We start from the raw sequence: 15,848 nt of genomic DNA, 5'->3' as shown, positions 1-15,848 counted from the left end.
ATATGAAATTTGCGCCTTGGCGCTGACCTCGCACGTGCTGTGCAGCTTCACCCGGCCTCCCTGAGCCGGTCACCTAACCCCGCTTCGGCGGGGTTTTTATTTTCGGCGTATAGCGCAATCCATAAGGACAGAACATGACGAATGAACAGCAGGCGCTGGCTGAAATGCCGATCTGGTTGGTGATCCTCTTGGCCTTGGTCGGCGGTGTTTCGGGTGAAATGTGGCGGGCGGATAAAGACGGCGCGCGCGGTTGGGCGTTGTTGCGACGGCTGGCTCTTCGCTCCGGTGCCTGCATCGTTTGCGGTGTGTCGGCAATGATGCTGATGATCGGAGCAGGGATGTCGGTCTGGACGGCGGGTGCGATCGGTTGCCTGACCGCGATGGCTGGTGCTGACGTGGCGATTGGATTGTACGAGCGTTGGGTTGCGAAGCGTCTCGGTGTGAATCAGGTGCCTGCCGATGCCCAGTCCGAACAGTGATCGACGGGGCAGCAGCACCGAGCGGGGTTATGGTTACAAATGGCAGAAGTCTCGGGATGGTCACCTGCGTGAACATCCTTACTGCACCATGTGTTCGACGGACCAGCGGCCGGTGGCTGCCACCATCGTTGACCACAAGATTGCACCCAAGCTGAAGGACGCCAAGGACAGTGGCGATCCTGTTCGCCTTAAGGCCGCATGGAAGCTGTTCTGGAACCCGAAGAACTGGGCGAGCCTGTGCAAGTTCTGTCACGACTCCACCAAGCAGCGGATGGAGAAGAGCGGTCGACACCCAGGCTGCGCCGCTGATGGTAGGCCGACTGATCCCGGCCACCACTGGAACCGGTGACCGCCGGCCATCCACGCACCAAAAAAATGCACCACCCAGAGGGTAGGGGGGTGAAAAACTTCTTTCGGACTTCGTTCTAGACCGCTCGCCCCCCTCTTTACGCAAAGTCGGGAAAAATGAGGGAGGGGGGGTATCAACAGGCAGGGGTTATTTATGGCCGGAAATGGAAACTCGGGTCGCCCCGGAATGCCGGCGGCGCTCAAACTTTTGCAGGGCAATCGCGGACGGGAAAATCGTGATGACCTGCTGGCAGAGATAGCAAAGCCAGTAGTGCCTGTCGGCGCACCGCCAAGGCCGGATGTTCTGTCTCCCGAAGCGATCAAGGAATGGGACGAACTGGTGCCCGCATTGATTTCCCTGGGGATCGTTTCGCAGCTGGACTCGATGGCGCTCGCCACTTACTGCCAGGCCGTGGCCGATTGGCGCCGCTATCAGCGCCTGATCAGCAAGCGCAACGCTGACTCCACCGACGAATTGGGCGGCGATATCCAGACTTTCAAGACCGGCGCGCAGCAGATGCACGTCCTTCGGCAGCTTGCGAACGACGCAGAGAAGCGCGCCAACGCCGCCGGCGCCCAGTTCGGCATGTCGCCCATGTCCCGGCGCAATCTGAAAACCGCACCGGCACCGCAAGGTGATCTATTCCCAAATGACCAACGAGACGCCGCAGACAAATACTTCAGCTGACGACCGAGTCACTGGCTTCGCTCACGCCGTCCTGGCTGGCGAAATCGTCGCAGGCCCCAACGTCCGCAACGCTTGTAAACGCCACCTTCGAGATCTTGAGCACGGCCCGGCTCGCGGTTTGGTCTGGGATCATGAGCGTGTGAACCGCGCCCTCGGTTTTTTCGAAGATGTCCTTTGCCTCAACGGTGGCGACTACGAGGGCATGCCCTTCATGCTCGCGCCCTGGCAAGCGTTTGTCGTCGGCAGTTTGTTCGGGTGGATGACCATTGATGGTTATCGCCGCTTCCGACTCGGCTACATCGAGACCGGAAAAGGGTCGGGAAAAAGCCCGTTGGTTGCTGGCATCGGCCTTTATGGGTTGGTGGCCGACGGCGAGCAGCGCGCTGAAATCTATGCTGCCGCCACCAAGCGCGACCAGGCAATGATCCTGTTTCGGGATGCCGTGTCGATGGTTGACATGTCGAAGAAACTTCGCTCGCGACTTGTGCAGTCGGGTCGCGATGAAAAGGTGTGGAACCTGTTCTACCCGAACACCAATTCCTTTTTTCGGCCCATCAGCGCCGACGAAGGTAAGTCCGGTCCACGGCCGCACATTGGTTTGCTCGACGAGCTGCACGAGCACAAGACCGCTTCCACTGTGAACATGATGCGGGCTGGTACCAAGAACCGCCGCAAAGCCATGGTGGTAATGATCACCAACAGTGGCTCCGACAAAAAGACAGTCTGCGGTCAGTACCATGATCTGGGCGTGCGGATCTGCGCGGCCATCGAAGATGATGACAGTTTCTTCGCGTTCATCTGTTCGCTGGATGAGGGCGACGACCCGTTCAAGGACGAGGCCTGTTGGCCCAAGGTCAACCCATCGCTCGATTACATCGCCGAAGGGCAAAGCGACGGCATCCCGGGCCGCAAGTATCTGCGTGAGCAGGTCCAGTCGGCCCGAGGTTTGCCGGCTCAAGAGTCGGTGGTGCGCCGTCTGAACTTCTGCGAATGGACACAAGCCGATGCCCCGTGGATTTCTTGGGGCGTGTGGAAGCAAGCTGAAGAGCGTGTGCCAATGCGGCTCCTGCGCAACCGTCGTTGTGTCGGCGGGCTCGACCTTGCCAGCACCACGGACTTGACCGCATTCGTACTGATCTTCTGGCCCGCGCCGCACGATCCGCACTGGCGGCTGCTGCCGTACTTCTGGATCCCGGACGACGACCTGCAAGGTCGTGAGGATCGCGACAAGGTGCCCTACGCCATGTGGGTTAAAGATGGGCACCTTGAAACGACCCCGGGCCGGGCCATCAGCAAGCTGCATGTGCTGCGTCGTCTGGTCACGATCTGTGCGTACTTCGACGTTGAGCGTATCGCCTATGACCGATGGCGCATTGAAGACCTGCTGCAACTGATGTCCGAATACGACATCTCGCTTCCGGAAATGGTGGGCTTCGGTCAGGGCTATAAGGACATGGGCCCGGCCGTGGATGAGTTTGAACGCCGCCTGTTGGGCCTGGCTCCTGAGCAAGATGTGATCGATCTTGATCCCGCCGACTGGGAGGTTATCGAAAGCGAGACAGTTGAAACCCTGCGTCACGACGGCAATCCGGTAATGACCTGGTGCGCTGGCAACGCGGTGATCGTTTCCGATCCGGCCAACAATCGGAAGGCCGACAAGGCCAAGGCGACCGGTCGGATCGACGGCATCGTTGCATCAATCATGGCCGTCGGGATCAGCAGCAAGGCTGCGGGGCCGAGTGGCAAATCCATCTACGACGAAGGGGCGGGTATATGAAATTAGTCATCCTGTCATGGATGGCCGGTCTGCTGGGCTTCGGCCTGCTGGTCGGCGGCGTGGCGATGATCCACGTTCCTGCCGCGTGCATCGTCGCGGGTGTCGGGCTGCTCGTCTGGTCCCGGCTGGCCGATCGGGCAGCGGCTGCAATGCAAGCCAAATCCATACCCATACCCAAAGGAGGTTGAGCATGTTCTTTTCAAACTTGCTCGGCGAGGGGCGCGGCAACCTGACAGATGGGGGGGGTGGCTTCTGGCGCAGCATGCTCGGTGGTGGGCGAAACAGCACTGGCGTCAGGGTGACGCCCGAGTCTGCGTTCGGTCTCCCGATCCTGCAAAACTGCGTCACCCTGCTGGCTGAAACCATGGGGCAGTTGCCTTGCGAGTTGTTCCGTCGAATGGAGAAAGGCCAGCGAGAGGCAGCCATCAACCATCCAGCGTATGACGTTCTTCGGTACCAGCCGAATGGGTTTCAGACGCCGTACGAATACCGCGAGTGTGTCCAGGGTTCCGCTGGCTTGCGCGGTAACGGATACAGCTTCATCGATCGTCGGGATGACGGAAACATTGTCGCCCTCTGGCCGCTGAGCAATGACAAGGTGCAGGTGCTCAAAGGCGCCGACATGCTGCCGTATTACCGGATCAGTGGTGGCGAGGCCCTGCCGATGCGGATGATTCACCATGTGCGGTGGCACAGTTCAAATCATTACGTTGGACTGTCCCCCATCGAAGTGCATGCCGACTCGCTCGGGCTGGCTCAGGCCGTGCGGCAGTACACCGGCAAAAGCTTCGCCAACGGTGTCACTGTCTCCGGCGTGATCGAGCGGCCACGTGAGTCGCCGGCGATCAAGGATCAGGGCAGCATCGACAAGATCGTTGATCAGTGGGGGCAAAAGTTCGGCGGTATGGACAACGCCAAGAAGGTCGCGCTGCTGCAAGAGGGCATGACGTTCAGGCCAGTCTCGATGAACAACGTCGATGCCGAAGTGTTGGGGATCCTTAAAACCACCGGCACCGATATCGCCCGGATCTACAAAATCCCGTTGCCCATGGTCAACGACCTGGAGAAGTCCAACTACAACACCCTTGAGCAACTGATGATTCAGTTCGTGGTGTTCGCGTTGCTGCCGTGGGTCAAACGCCACGAACAATCGATGATGCGCGATTTCCTGTTGCCTGCCGACCGGCGTGATTACTTCATCGAATTCAATCTGTCCGGCCTGTTGCGCGGTGATCAAAAGAGTCGCTATGAGGCCTACGCCATTGGACGTCAGTGGGGTTGGCTGAGTGCTAACGACATCCGGCGGCTGGAGAACATGCCGCCGGTAACGGGAGGCGACATCTATATGCAGCCGCTGAACATGGTTGACGCAGGCAAGAGCGGCGCCGACTTGACCAACCCTGCGGTGCGCGCGCAGCTCGAAATGCAGCATGCACAAATTGAGAGGATTCTGGCGCAATGAAAAACTATCTGCGTGCCTCCAGTCTGCTGTTCAATCAGCCGCTGTTGGTGATGCCTGACATGTTGGACCTCGGCGTTCGCTGGGCCAACCAGGCAATGAGTTTGAACATCGTCAACATCGGCGCCCGGGATGGTGCGGCGCTGTGGACGGACGACGGTATGGACCGCATCGCTCAGCGCGAAGAAGAGCGGCGCACGGCGATCGCCCGGACGGGCATCGAAGTGATCCCCGTCAGCGGTGTGTTGGTCAGTCGTGGTAGCCACATGAACATGTGCGAAACCATGACCAGCTACGAAGATCTGCGCACCAGGATCAGCAACGCTATTGCCGATCCGATGGTTGAGCGCGTGGTGCTGGATATCGACAGCCCAGGTGGTTCTGCGGTTGGTGCCTTCGAGCTGGCCGCTGACATCCGTGCCATGGCTCAGCAAAAGCCCATCACCGGCATCGTCAACTTCATGGCCTACAGCGGCGGCTACCTGATCGGTTCGGCGTGTAGCGAACTGGTGGTGAGCCAGACCAGCGGCGTTGGATCGATCGGTGTCATCGCTAGCCACATGGACCGTTCCAAGATGGAAGAGGGCATGGGCGTCAAGGTCACCACCGTGTTTGCCGGGGCTCACAAAAACGACCTCAGTCCTCACGAACCGCTGAGTGACCAGTCGCTCAAGTACCTCAATGACGTTGTGCAAGAGAGTTATCAGCTCTTCGTCAACGCGGTAGCCGAGTACCGGGGGCTATCCGTGCAACAGGTAATGGCAACCGAGGCAGGGTTGTATCGGGGGCAGGCGGGTATCACCGCTGGCCTTGCCGACCGGCTGCAAAGTCCGCAACAAGCTGTCGATGAGTTGTCTCATTCGATCGCATTGAGCAGAGCCAACCGCCAGCCCGGCCGACTTGCCGTCCGTGCCGCAGCAATGAATTTTCAAACCCAGACCTGACCGCGTTCGCGGCAGTCACCAAGCCCGCCCTGTGCGGGTTTTTTTATGCCCAGGAGGCACCATGTCCCTTGTACTTCAATTGCGTAGCGAACGCGCCAAGATCAACGATACGCTTCAGGCGTTGGCTAAACTTGAGTCCGCCGGCGAGGCTCTGTCGGCCGAGCAACTGGCTCAGTTTTCTAGCCTGGAAGTTGAGTTCAACGCGTTGACTGACAAGATCAGTCGAGCGGAGAAGGCCGAACGAATGGCCGCCACCAATGCGGTGCCGGTGAATGAATCGGTGCAAGGCCGTACCGGCCCGCCACCTGGTTACATTTCCGGATCGGGTCCAGCTGAAGCGCCCGGCGTGCGTATGGCGCAGATGGTCCGCTTGCTTGCCGCTGCGGGTGGCAATCAACATCAGGCGGCTCAAATGGCAGAGCAGGGCGGTTTCTCCACCGACGTTGCTATGGCCTTGAGTACGGTTACACCCGGCGCCGGTGGCGTGTTGGTCCCGCAAAACTTCGCTACGGAAATCATCGAGGCGCTGCGTCCGATGTCGGTGGTGCGCAAGATGGGGGCACGAAGCCTGCCATTGAACAACGGCAACTTGACTCAGCCTCGTATTACCGGCAACACCATCGTCACGTACATCGGTACCGAAACCGATATCCCGCTCACCGGTATGACTTTTGCGGATACGAAACTGTCGGCGAAAAAAGCCGCTGCAATCGTGCCCATCTCGAATGATCTGATCGCCAATGCCGGCATCAGCCCTCGAATCGATGACATCGTTGTGGCCGATCTCGCGGTGTCAATGGGGCTCTCCGAGGACCTGCATTTCATTCGTGCTGATGGTAGCGGCACGTTGCCCAAGGGCATGCGCTACTGGGCGCAGGCGTTCAACGTGTTGCCAGCTCCAGACAGCGCCGGCATCACCCTGGAAAAAATCGACCTGTTCTGCGGCGGCATGATGCTTCGCATCGAAACCGCAAACGTGATGATGAAAGATTGCGGTTGGCTCATGCACCCGCGTGTCTTCCGCTGGTTGCAGGCGTTGCGTGATGGCAATGGCAACAAGGCCTACCCGGAAATCGAGCAGGGCCTGTTCAAGGGATACCCAGTCGGCTTGAGCAATCAGATCCCGGTGAATCTCGGTGTCGGTGGCAACGAGACGGAATTCTACTTCGTCAACTTCGCCGACATGATGATCGGCGAAGACATGGACCTGACGATCTCGTTCAGCAGCGAGGCTTCGTACAAGGATGCTGAGGGCAACATGGTCAGCGCCTTCCAGCGTGACCAGACCCTGGTCAAGGTCATCGCCAAACATGACTTCGGCCCACGCCACGTCGAGTGCATCGTCGTCGCCACTGCCGTTAAGTGGGGCGCTGGCATGTAATCCCTTTGCCCCGCTTCGGCGGGGCTTTGCATATCTGAGGTGGATGCGATGAGCGATATTGTGGTTGTACGGTTTTTGAAAGCATGGCGCGGCTATTCGGTCGATGAGCTGGCCGGGTTTGGGGCTGATGTTGCTGAAGGGCTAAAGTCGAAGGGATTCGCCGAGTTGTATGAAGGTGAGGTCGGGCAGTCTGGCAAACAGAAGTCAGGTAAGACTTCCACAGCGAAATCCGGGGCTGCAAAGTCCGGCGGTAAATCATCCGCGGTCAGCCTACCGGATGACAACACCAGCCCACCGCCAGCGGATGGCGAGGGTGGCGACGACGGCGCCGGTAACGAAGGCGGTGAGGGTGGCGCGGGTGAAGGCGGCTCGGGTGCCGATGACGAAGAGAAGCCATAACCCATGGCCCGTCGAATCGAGTACTTCGGCGAACCGGTTCTGACCCTGGCGCAGGTAGCATTCCAGTGCCGGGTTGAACCAGAGGACATGGAGCCGGAGTTGATCGAGCAAATCATCATCCCCGGCGTGACCGCTCAGTGCGAGTCGAGGACAGGCGCGGCAATTCGTGGTGCGGTTTACGAAGAGGACTGGCCGACGTCTTTCGCGTCCGGTCACGCCTTGGACGCAGGTCAGGCCAATGAGATTGTTTCGGTCATGTCGCAGCAGTTAGATGGAACATGGGTCGCGCAGGCCGGCCCGTTCGACCTGCAACAGGGGCAACGGGAAAGCTCGTTGTTCTTTCCCGCTGGCCGGCCTGCTGGCCTGTTGCGGATCCGCTACAAAGCCGGGCTCGATCTTGACCTGCACCCGGGCGTGCGCAACTGGCTGCTGATGGCTGCGGCAACCATCTACCGTCATCCGGAATTGTTCCTGGTGGGGCAGACATTGGCTGAACTGCCGTCAACGTTTCTCGATTACCTGGTGGCTGAGATCACCGTTCCGCCGAGGTTCTGAACATGGCGATGCGCGAGCCCAGTGCCGGGGAGTTGGACCGGCGTATCACTTTGCGATTGAGGACAGATGTTCCGGCCTCCGATCTGGGGCTCGACTCATTGTTCACCGGGCAGAAAAAACGGTGGGCGAAGATTGAGCCTGTTGGAACCGCCGTTTACGCGAATGGCATCCAGACCGAAATGAAGATCACCCATCGCGTGACCTTCTATTACCTGAAGGGCATGAGCGAGGCGCACGAAGTAGTACACGGCGCGACGATTTATCGGGTGCGTAGGGTGGCAGATATGAACGGCACTCACCGGTTCACCTTGCTTGAGGTTGAAGAGCTCGGCCCGCAACGGGTTGGGGGAGGTATCTATGGCTAACTCAGCTTCTGTCGAGAGTTACCTGCACTTCGAAGGCTTCGACAAATTCGAGCGCGAGGCTTTCGATAAACGGCAGATTCGCGCTGGGATGCGCAAGGTTGGCCGGCTGGTCACCCAACGGGCACAGATGAACCTTGCGCTGGGGAAAGGCCAGGATGGCTATCCGGTAAATCGTACCGGTGCGACGGTCGAGTCGATCAGCTTCAAGGTTTCCCGGTCTGGATTTCTTGTTCGGATCTCTCCTACCAAGACCTCGGCGATGGAAGCTTTCTACCCGGCCTACTTGCATTACGGCGTGAAGAAAGGCCGGCGCCCCGGAAAGCTCGCCCCTGGCAAAGGGAAGGGCCGAAAGAACCGTCGCGCTGCGGGTGCTCGCGCTCGCCTCGTTGCTGAACGAGCGGCTGGTGAATGGCGCATCAAGCCGCGTGACAACTACATGGCTGATGCTCTTCAGGACTCGTCCTCACAAGTTCAATCAATTCTGTCTGCTGCGTTCGCCGCCGCGTTGTCGTGACTTGCGAAAGTACTTTGGGATAGGCTCGCTCTTTCGATTACAGGGAGTAACCCATGAAAGCGTTGAGCCTGCTTGTTCCGTTAGCCATGTTGGCGGTAGTGACGAATGCAAGTGCTGCCGAAAAGGCGCCGAGTGCAGCAATCGACCGCATTACGCTTATGTACCTGAATCACAAAATTTATCCGAACGGTGCTGTCGAGTGTGATTCAAAAGTCGTGGGCGATCGCTCGATGGTCGGCTGTTGGAACCTGACAATGAACGGTAAGAGCGCGCCACAAGTCTGGTTATATGAGACTGACAAATTTAAACCGGTAAATGGGAGTGCTCGTCAACTGGCTGAGACCAAGTTTGCTAACGAGCCTGACATTGCAGTTATGAAGCTTCCGCTGCCGGCCGACATCAATGTGGGCTCGGCGGTAGAAGGTTTTAAATAGGCTCAATCGCCACCTAAAAAAGAACCTCGCTTGTGCGGGGTTTTTTTATACCTGGGATTTGATGAATGAAACTGAACCCGATTGTTGCTCACCTGCGAGCGACATGCCCAAGCTTTGCCCAGCGTGTCAGCGGCGGTATCGATTGGGATGCGGTGGTGGAAGTTGCTCAGCTCGCTCTGCCCGCCGCCTATGTCATCGCATCGGCAGACGCAGCTGCACCGAGCAGAGCGCAGAACGCGATCATCCAGGACATCACGGAGCAATTCGCCGTAGTGATCGTTCTGGACGCCAGCGACGAGCGTGGACAGCAGGACAACGATTTGCTGCATGACCTGCGTGCGGAACTCTGGCGGGCGCTGGTTGGCTGGTGTCCGGGTGAAGATTACGACCCGATCGAGTACGACAAAGGCTCGTTGCTTCACATTAGCCGGGCGCGTCTGGTGTTCCAGTTCACGTTCTTCTCGGGCTTCCAGCTTGGTCGCACTGTCCGCACCGCGCCTGCTGAAACTTGGCACGAACTCGAAATCGACGGCCTTGCCAGTTTCACTGGCGTCACTTTCAACATGGACTGCATCGACCCGGCAGACCCAAACCAGCAACACCCCGGCCCGGATGGGCGCATCGAAGTCAAATTCACTGGAGACGTAACACCATGACCAAACGCATCACTGTGGTGCCGGCCTCCGGCCGTGCCGTGCCCGATCCGGAAGCCGGCGATCTGTTGCCGGGTGGTGGTCGGGAAGTCCCCGACAATGTCTGGTGGCGCCGCCGCCTGGCTGACGGTGACGTGACCCTCAAAGCTGAGAAAGCCCCCTCCACCAAGGCCGCCACAGCGGCGAAAAACGAGGAAGCGCAATAATGGCTATCGGATTCAGCAATATCCCTGCCGATATCCGGGTGCCGCTGTTTTATGCGGAGATGGACAACTCGGCGGCCAACAGCGCGTCTTCGGCCATGCGCCGTCTGATCGTTGCCCAGGTCAACGACGATGCCACCAGCGACAGCATCGGCAAATTGGTACTGGTCTCCAGCGAGGCGTTGGCAAAAAGTATAGGGGGGCAAGGCTCGATGCTCGCCTCGATGTACGAAACCTGGCGCAAGGTAGATCCGATCGGAGAGATCTGGTGCCTACCCTTGATCAAGGAAACCGGCGTGGCGGCCAGCGCGACAATCACCATCACCGGAGCCGCTACCGAGGCGGGGCTGTTGAACGTGTATGTCGGCGGTGTTCGTGTGCAGTCAGTGGTCGTTACTGCCGCCACACCGACGGTTGTTGCTGCGGCGCTGGCGGTAAAGATCAATGCTTCCCCCGACTTGCCGGTAACTGCGGCTGCTGTCGCTGGTGTGGTGACCCTGACGTGCAAGTGGTCTGGCGAAACTGGCAACGATATCAGCGTGGCCTTGAATCGACTGGGCAAGTCCAACGGCGAGATGACCCCGACCGGGCTGACAGTGGTTGCTACGGCAATGGCTGCCGGTGTGGGTGCGCCCGACCAGCTCGACGCCATTGCGGCGTTGGGCGACGAGCCGTTCGAGTTTCTGTGTGTGCCATGGTCGGACACGACCACGTTGAATGCGTGGCAAGCAGCGATGGACGACAACACTGGTCGCTGGAGCTGGGCCAAGCAGTTGTTCGGCCACATCTACAGCGCCAAGCGCGGCACGATAGGAACGTTGGTGGCTGCCGGTCAGGAACGCAACGACCAGCATATGACCATTCAAGGGGTTGAGCCTGGTGTCCCCCAGCCGGTCTGGGTGCAGGCTGCTGCGCTTGCCGCGCGCACGGCGGCGTTCATTTCTGCTGATGCCAGCCGGCCGACCCAAAGCGGCAGTTTGCCGGGGCTGGATCCGGCGCCGGCCAGCGATCGTTTCACCCTCAGCGAACGCCAATCACTGTTGAGCTACGGCATCGCCACCGCGTACTACGAAGGCGGTTATGTCCGCATTCAGCGTTCCATCACCACGTACCAGAAGAATGCCTACGGTCAGGCGGACAACTCGTACCTGGATAGCGAGACGATGCATCAATCGGCGTTCATCATCCGCCGCATGCAGAGTGTGATCACGAGCAAGTACGGCCGCCACAAGCTCGCCAGCGACGGCACACGCTTCGGCCCTGGTCAACCTATCGTCACGCCGAGCACCATTCGCGGCGAGCTGATCGCGCAGTACGCCAAGCTCGAATCGGAAGGTCATGTAGAGAACGCCGACCTGTTCGCCGAACACCTGGTGGTGGAGCGCGACGGCAATGACCCTAGCCGGGTGAATGTGCTGTTCCCGCCGGACTACATCAACGGCCTGCGCATCTTCGCGTTGCTAAACCAGTTCCGCCTGCAATACGACGCCACGGCGTAACACCGAACGAGTTCACCAAGCCCGCCCTGAGCGGGCTTTTTAATTCTGGAGATTCTGACCATGGGCAAAAAAGTTGCGGGCACGGCCTACATCAAGGTGGACGGCATGCAGTTGACCGTCACCGGTGGAGCCGAGGCACCGTTGATGGCTGTGAAGCGGGAGACGGTTTATCCCGGTTTCTACAAGGAAGAGGCGTTGGCAGCCTACCTGAAGATGACGGTAATCGACGATCCCGACATCGATCTCAAGAAGTTGACCGAAGGCAAGGACATGACGGTCACCTGCGAATTCAACAACGGCAAGGTTTACGTGCTGTCGGGTGCCTATTTGGTCGATGAACCGACATCGAAGGGCGATGACGGCACGTTGGAACTTCAATTCGATGGCATCAAAGGGGTATGGCAATGAGCGAAATAGTGAAACTTGATGTGCCTATCGAAGCACACGACGAGCAGTTGACCGAGCTCACCCTGCGCCGGCCGACCGTGGCCGAAGTGCGAAAGATCAAGGTTCTGCCTTACAAGGTCGACCAAAACGAAGACGCCGTTCTCGACATGGAAGCCGTCAGCAAATACATCGCCGTCTGTGCGGCCATCCCGCCAACTTCGGTCAACCAGTTGGACCTTGCAGATCTGAACAAACTGGGTTGGAAGCTCTTCGGTTTTTTCATGAATGCGGCGTCGAAACCATCTCCGACCTGATCTCAGTCGCCTACAACCTGGCCTGGTGGTGGAAGGTCGATCCCGAGCAAATGATGGCCAGGCCGCTGGACGTGCTTATGGAAAGCCTTGAGCACGCAGAGCGGATTAACGAACTTCAGCAGGTGTAGTGATGGCGGACAAGTTCCAGCTCAAGGCGTTGATCACTGGCGTCGACAAGTTGTCGCCGACGCTTACCGGGATCCGCAAGAACGTTGCGGGTTTCCGCAAACAGATGAACAGTAGCGGCTTAGGCAACATCGGGTTCAAAGACATGCTGCAAGGAGGTGCGTTCGCCGCACCTTTCATCGCCGGTGCCCGTGCAGCGATGGAGTTCGAAACCTCCATGGCTGACGTGAAAAAAGTGGTCAGCTTCGACACGCCTGAGCAATTCAAGCAGATGGGACAGGACGTCCTGGATATGTCGGAAAAAATGCCAATGGCTGCCAGTGGCATTGCTGCCATTGTCGCAGCCGGCGGGCAGGCCGGTTTTGCCCGTGAAGAGCTGAAGCAATTCGCCGAAGACGCCGTGAAAATGGGCATTGCCTTCGACCAAACCGCCGACCAGTCAGGCGATATGATGGCGAAGTGGCGAACCTCGTTCAAAATGACTCAGCCGGAAGTGGTCACGCTGGCTGACAAAATAAACTATCTGAGCAACATCGGTCCTTCGTCGGCCGCACAGATCTCCGACATTGTTACGCGCATCGGTTCTCTGGGCGGTATCGCTGGTTTGTCCGCTGGACAGGTTGCAGCAATGGGCGCAACGCTCGCGGGTGTAGGCGTACCGAGTGAGGTTGCAGCGACGGGCATGAAGAACTTCATGCTGTCACTGACCAAAGGCAGTGCGGCTACCAAGCAGCAGTCGGAGGCCTTTAAGTCTCTGCGACTGGATGTGAAGCAAGTTTCAAAGAGCATGCAGAAGGACGCGCAGGGCACAATCGAAGATGTCCTTGAGCGTATCGCTAAAGTGGATCCGGCGAAGCAGGCAGGACTCCTGACCCAGCTTTTCGGCACTGAATCCGTGTCCGCGATTGCGCCATTGTTGACAAACCTTGATCTGTTGAAATCCAGTTTCGGTGCTGTGGGCAAGGAAGGAAAGTTTGCCGGCTCGATGGAAGCTGAGTACACGGCTCGATCCGCGACAACAGCCAACGCCATGCAGTTGCTGACCAACAAGGTCACGCGACTGGGTGTCGAAGTGGGTGACGCGCTCCTGCCACCGTTCAACGCTTTCATGGAACAAATTGGTCCTGCCATCACGCAAATGTCCTCGTTAGCGAAGTCCCATCCCGGCGTTATCAGGGGTGTTCTAGGGGCAGCGTTTGCGTTCGGCGTGCTGCGCCTGGCGGTCATGGGCGCAATCGTTGCGACCAAAATCATGAGCGCAGTCACGGCGATGTCGCCGATTGGCATCATTGTTCGCGGCATTGCTCTTGCGGCAGGCCTGCTTATCGCCAACTGGTCAACGGTGGCACCTTACTTTCAGGCTGTCTGGGAAAAGATCAAAGGCCCGGCCATGATCCTGTGGGGGTGGTTCAAACAGGCGTTCGCATTCACTCCGATTCCGATGGTGATGGAAAACTGGGGGCCTCTGACTGAGTTGTTCTCTGCGTTGTGGGACGTCCTGCTCGCAGTATCAACTCCTGTTATGGACTTCATGGGACGTATGTTCGCGTGGTCACCGTTGGGGATGATCATCAATAACTGGGAGCCGATCGCCGCTTGGTTTAAAGGTCTCTGGGACAGGTTGAAACCGATCATCGAGCCGATGATGAAATACTTCGGTGGTGGCGAGGGCGGCGAAGGGATTATCAAAACCGCGACCAACAAGGCCAACGCGTTCGCGGAAGAGCAGCGTGCGCGCAACATCGGGCCGGGTGGTGGTGATGGATCCTTCATCGGGGCCGGCGCCGTCGGCGAGGCGCAACGTCGTCAGCAAATGATGAATACCGCCGCAGGCATTCCCAGCACGGACAAGCTCCTGAGCCGACCAAACCTGGTGGCGCAGTCAGGTGGTTTGATTCAGCAGGCATCGGCGAATCAGGCGCAAAAGCTCAATGGGGAGCTGAACATCAATCTCAACGGGGCGCCGCCCGGCACGACCGTTGACCAGGCGAAAACCAACCAGCCCGGCCTGAGCATCAAGCCCAGCGTCGGTACCCGAACCATCGGCATCATGAGGCCCGGCTAATGACCGAGACATGGAGAGATCGACTCTTACCAGCGTCGTTCCGGAGTATCAGTTTCCTGATTCCGCAGGCATCGGTACCGGTCGGTATGAAAGGCCAGTTGCATGAATTTCCCCAGCGCGATACGCCGTACTTTGAACAGTTTGGAAGGCAATCTCAGGTCCACAAATTTCCAGCATGGATCATTGGCGACGACTGTTTCGAGCGTCGAGACAAGTTGATCGAGGCGCTGAATACGCCTGGCGCCGGTGAACTGGTGCACCCGTGGCTCGGCCGGATGCAGGTCAAGGCTGGTGAATGCGACATGACCCACGATCTTGTGGGCGGCGGCATGATCACCTTTGAGTTGACGTTCTATCCGGCCGAACCATTGTCGACACCAACTGCCCGTGTGAATACCCAGGCTCAGGTGGTGAAGTCGTCAGAAAGCCTCCTCACGTCCTCACTCAATCGCTATGAGACAAGCATGGCAAAGGTGAACACGGCCCGGCTAGGCCTGCTGCAAATGCGCAACAGTCTGTCGAATGTGTTCGCGGTGGTGCAGCAGCAGTTCACTCCGTTAGTGAGCGTCTTCACCGATGTGACCGGCTTCGCGCAATCACTGATGAACTCTCCCGGGGCGCTGTCGTCGCTGCTCTCAAGTTACTTCGGCAGTTTCTCAGGCTTCAATTTTTTTGGGTCAGGATCCGGCTCGGGTTACCGTGGCGCAGTGGCCGAGGTTACCCAACAGACACAGGCTGCCAGCAGCATCAACACGGTTAGCACTTTGGGCGGTACCGATGTGGCGAAGGCTTCTCAGGCAACCGCCAACCTGGTGCAGGATTCGGTCCTGGTGCAGATCGGTTTGATCGTTAGCGAAATGCCCGTGACTGTGCAGCCGGAGTCGATCGGGACGGCTCCCTCTGTCGATCAACAGGCACTGCAACCTGTAGTTCGGCCCGAGGTGCCGGTCGCTGATGATGTGATCGAGCTGCGCGACACCCTCAACGAGACCATTCACGACGCCTCACTCAAGGCCGACCCTGCGCACTACATCGTGCTGAACACGTTCCGGCAAGACGTCGTGAAACACCTGACAGCCGTTGCCCAATCGGGCGTGCGATTGGTCGACATCACCCCGCCGCAAACCCTGTCGGCCTTGGTGCTGGCTTATCAGCGCTTCGGTGATTCCACGCGGTCTGTCGAAGTAGTGCAGCGCAACCGCATTAGGCACCCCGGCTTTGTGCCGCCGGTGCCCATCAAACTCGCCCAGAGGTAGCC

The 15,848-nt window shown here is 58.7% G+C and carries 20 protein-coding genes; all 20 read left to right on the top strand.

Annotation, left to right across the window (positions count from 1 at the left end; genetic code table 11):
- The first annotated feature begins 134 nt into the window (after positions 1-134).
- The 20 genes from ASD60_RS23145 (at position 135) to ASD60_RS23050 (ending at position 15,846) form a co-directional block, all read left to right on the top strand.
- Positions 135-479, top strand: coding sequence for a phage holin family protein (locus tag ASD60_RS23145; RefSeq protein WP_056856202.1), 345 nt, complete (start codon positions 135-137; stop codon positions 477-479).
- Positions 460-828: a hypothetical protein gene (locus tag ASD60_RS23140; RefSeq protein ID WP_056856201.1), complete on the top strand. Its 369-nt coding sequence runs from the start codon at positions 460-462 to the stop codon at positions 826-828. The genes ASD60_RS23145 and ASD60_RS23140 overlap by 20 nt, the downstream gene beginning before the upstream one ends.
- 153 nt (positions 829-981) lie before the next feature.
- Positions 982-1,515 (top strand): phage terminase small subunit P27 family, encoded by a 534-nt coding sequence (locus tag ASD60_RS23135; RefSeq protein ID WP_056856200.1) that lies wholly within the window; start codon positions 982-984, stop codon positions 1,513-1,515.
- The gene (locus ASD60_RS23130; protein WP_056856199.1) at positions 1,478-3,292 is read left to right on the top strand and encodes a terminase large subunit; all 1,815 of its coding nucleotides are present in this window, start codon (positions 1,478-1,480) and stop codon (positions 3,290-3,292) included. Before ASD60_RS23135 ends, ASD60_RS23130 begins: the two co-directional genes overlap by 38 nt.
- The gene (locus ASD60_RS23125; protein ID WP_056856198.1) at positions 3,289-3,480 is read left to right on the top strand and encodes a hypothetical protein; all 192 of its coding nucleotides are present in this window, start codon (positions 3,289-3,291) and stop codon (positions 3,478-3,480) included. Before ASD60_RS23130 ends, ASD60_RS23125 begins: the two co-directional genes overlap by 4 nt.
- Positions 3,481-3,482: 2 nt before the next feature.
- Positions 3,483-4,754: a phage portal protein gene (locus ASD60_RS23120; RefSeq protein ID WP_056856197.1), complete on the top strand. Its 1,272-nt coding sequence runs from the start codon at positions 3,483-3,485 to the stop codon at positions 4,752-4,754.
- The gene (locus tag ASD60_RS23115) at positions 4,751-5,695 is read left to right on the top strand and encodes a S49 family peptidase (protein WP_056856196.1); all 945 of its coding nucleotides are present in this window, start codon (positions 4,751-4,753) and stop codon (positions 5,693-5,695) included. The genes ASD60_RS23120 and ASD60_RS23115 overlap by 4 nt, the downstream gene beginning before the upstream one ends.
- 61 nt (positions 5,696-5,756) lie before the next feature.
- Complete coding sequence (locus ASD60_RS23110) at positions 5,757-7,076, top strand: phage major capsid protein (protein WP_056856195.1); 1,320 nt, start codon at positions 5,757-5,759, stop codon at positions 7,074-7,076.
- A 48-nt stretch (positions 7,077-7,124) separates the two neighbouring features.
- The gene (locus ASD60_RS23105) at positions 7,125-7,475 is read left to right on the top strand and encodes a hypothetical protein (RefSeq protein ID WP_056856194.1); all 351 of its coding nucleotides are present in this window, start codon (positions 7,125-7,127) and stop codon (positions 7,473-7,475) included.
- Between the two features lie 3 nt (positions 7,476-7,478).
- The gene (locus tag ASD60_RS23100; protein WP_056856193.1) at positions 7,479-8,030 is read left to right on the top strand and encodes a hypothetical protein; all 552 of its coding nucleotides are present in this window, start codon (positions 7,479-7,481) and stop codon (positions 8,028-8,030) included.
- A 2-nt stretch (positions 8,031-8,032) separates the two neighbouring features.
- A complete protein-coding gene (locus tag ASD60_RS23095; RefSeq protein WP_056856192.1) occupies positions 8,033-8,395 on the top strand; it encodes a phage head closure protein in 363 nt (120 codons plus the stop codon).
- Positions 8,388-8,909: a hypothetical protein gene (locus tag ASD60_RS23090; RefSeq protein WP_056856191.1), complete on the top strand. Its 522-nt coding sequence runs from the start codon at positions 8,388-8,390 to the stop codon at positions 8,907-8,909. Before ASD60_RS23095 ends, ASD60_RS23090 begins: the two co-directional genes overlap by 8 nt.
- 53 nt (positions 8,910-8,962) lie before the next feature.
- Positions 8,963-9,343 (top strand): hypothetical protein, encoded by a 381-nt coding sequence (locus ASD60_RS23085; protein WP_056856190.1) that lies wholly within the window; start codon positions 8,963-8,965, stop codon positions 9,341-9,343.
- Positions 9,344-9,408: 65 nt separating this feature from the next.
- The gene (locus tag ASD60_RS23080; protein ID WP_056856189.1) at positions 9,409-9,999 is read left to right on the top strand and encodes a phage tail terminator protein; all 591 of its coding nucleotides are present in this window, start codon (positions 9,409-9,411) and stop codon (positions 9,997-9,999) included.
- The gene (locus ASD60_RS23075) at positions 9,996-10,202 is read left to right on the top strand and encodes a DUF2635 domain-containing protein (RefSeq protein WP_056856188.1); all 207 of its coding nucleotides are present in this window, start codon (positions 9,996-9,998) and stop codon (positions 10,200-10,202) included. The genes ASD60_RS23080 and ASD60_RS23075 overlap by 4 nt, the downstream gene beginning before the upstream one ends.
- A complete protein-coding gene (locus ASD60_RS23070; protein ID WP_056856187.1) occupies positions 10,202-11,698 on the top strand; it encodes a phage tail sheath subtilisin-like domain-containing protein in 1,497 nt (498 codons plus the stop codon). Before ASD60_RS23075 ends, ASD60_RS23070 begins: the two co-directional genes overlap by 1 nt.
- Positions 11,699-11,758: 60 nt before the next feature.
- Positions 11,759-12,106, top strand: coding sequence for a phage tail tube protein (locus tag ASD60_RS23065; RefSeq protein WP_056856186.1), 348 nt, complete (start codon positions 11,759-11,761; stop codon positions 12,104-12,106).
- Positions 12,103-12,399, top strand: coding sequence for a phage tail assembly protein (locus ASD60_RS23060; protein ID WP_056856185.1), 297 nt, complete (start codon positions 12,103-12,105; stop codon positions 12,397-12,399). Before ASD60_RS23065 ends, ASD60_RS23060 begins: the two co-directional genes overlap by 4 nt.
- A 130-nt stretch (positions 12,400-12,529) precedes the next feature.
- Positions 12,530-14,590 (top strand): phage tail tape measure protein, encoded by a 2,061-nt coding sequence (locus ASD60_RS23055; protein ID WP_056856184.1) that lies wholly within the window; start codon positions 12,530-12,532, stop codon positions 14,588-14,590.
- Positions 14,590-15,846: a DNA circularization protein gene (locus tag ASD60_RS23050; protein ID WP_056856183.1), complete on the top strand. Its 1,257-nt coding sequence runs from the start codon at positions 14,590-14,592 to the stop codon at positions 15,844-15,846. Before ASD60_RS23055 ends, ASD60_RS23050 begins: the two co-directional genes overlap by 1 nt.
- Positions 15,847-15,848 lie beyond the last annotated feature (2 nt).

The organism is Pseudomonas sp. Root562, from assembly GCF_001427125.1.
Taxonomy (GTDB): domain Bacteria; phylum Pseudomonadota; class Gammaproteobacteria; order Pseudomonadales; family Pseudomonadaceae; genus Aquipseudomonas.
This window is presented reverse-complemented; position numbering and strand designations above follow the sequence as displayed.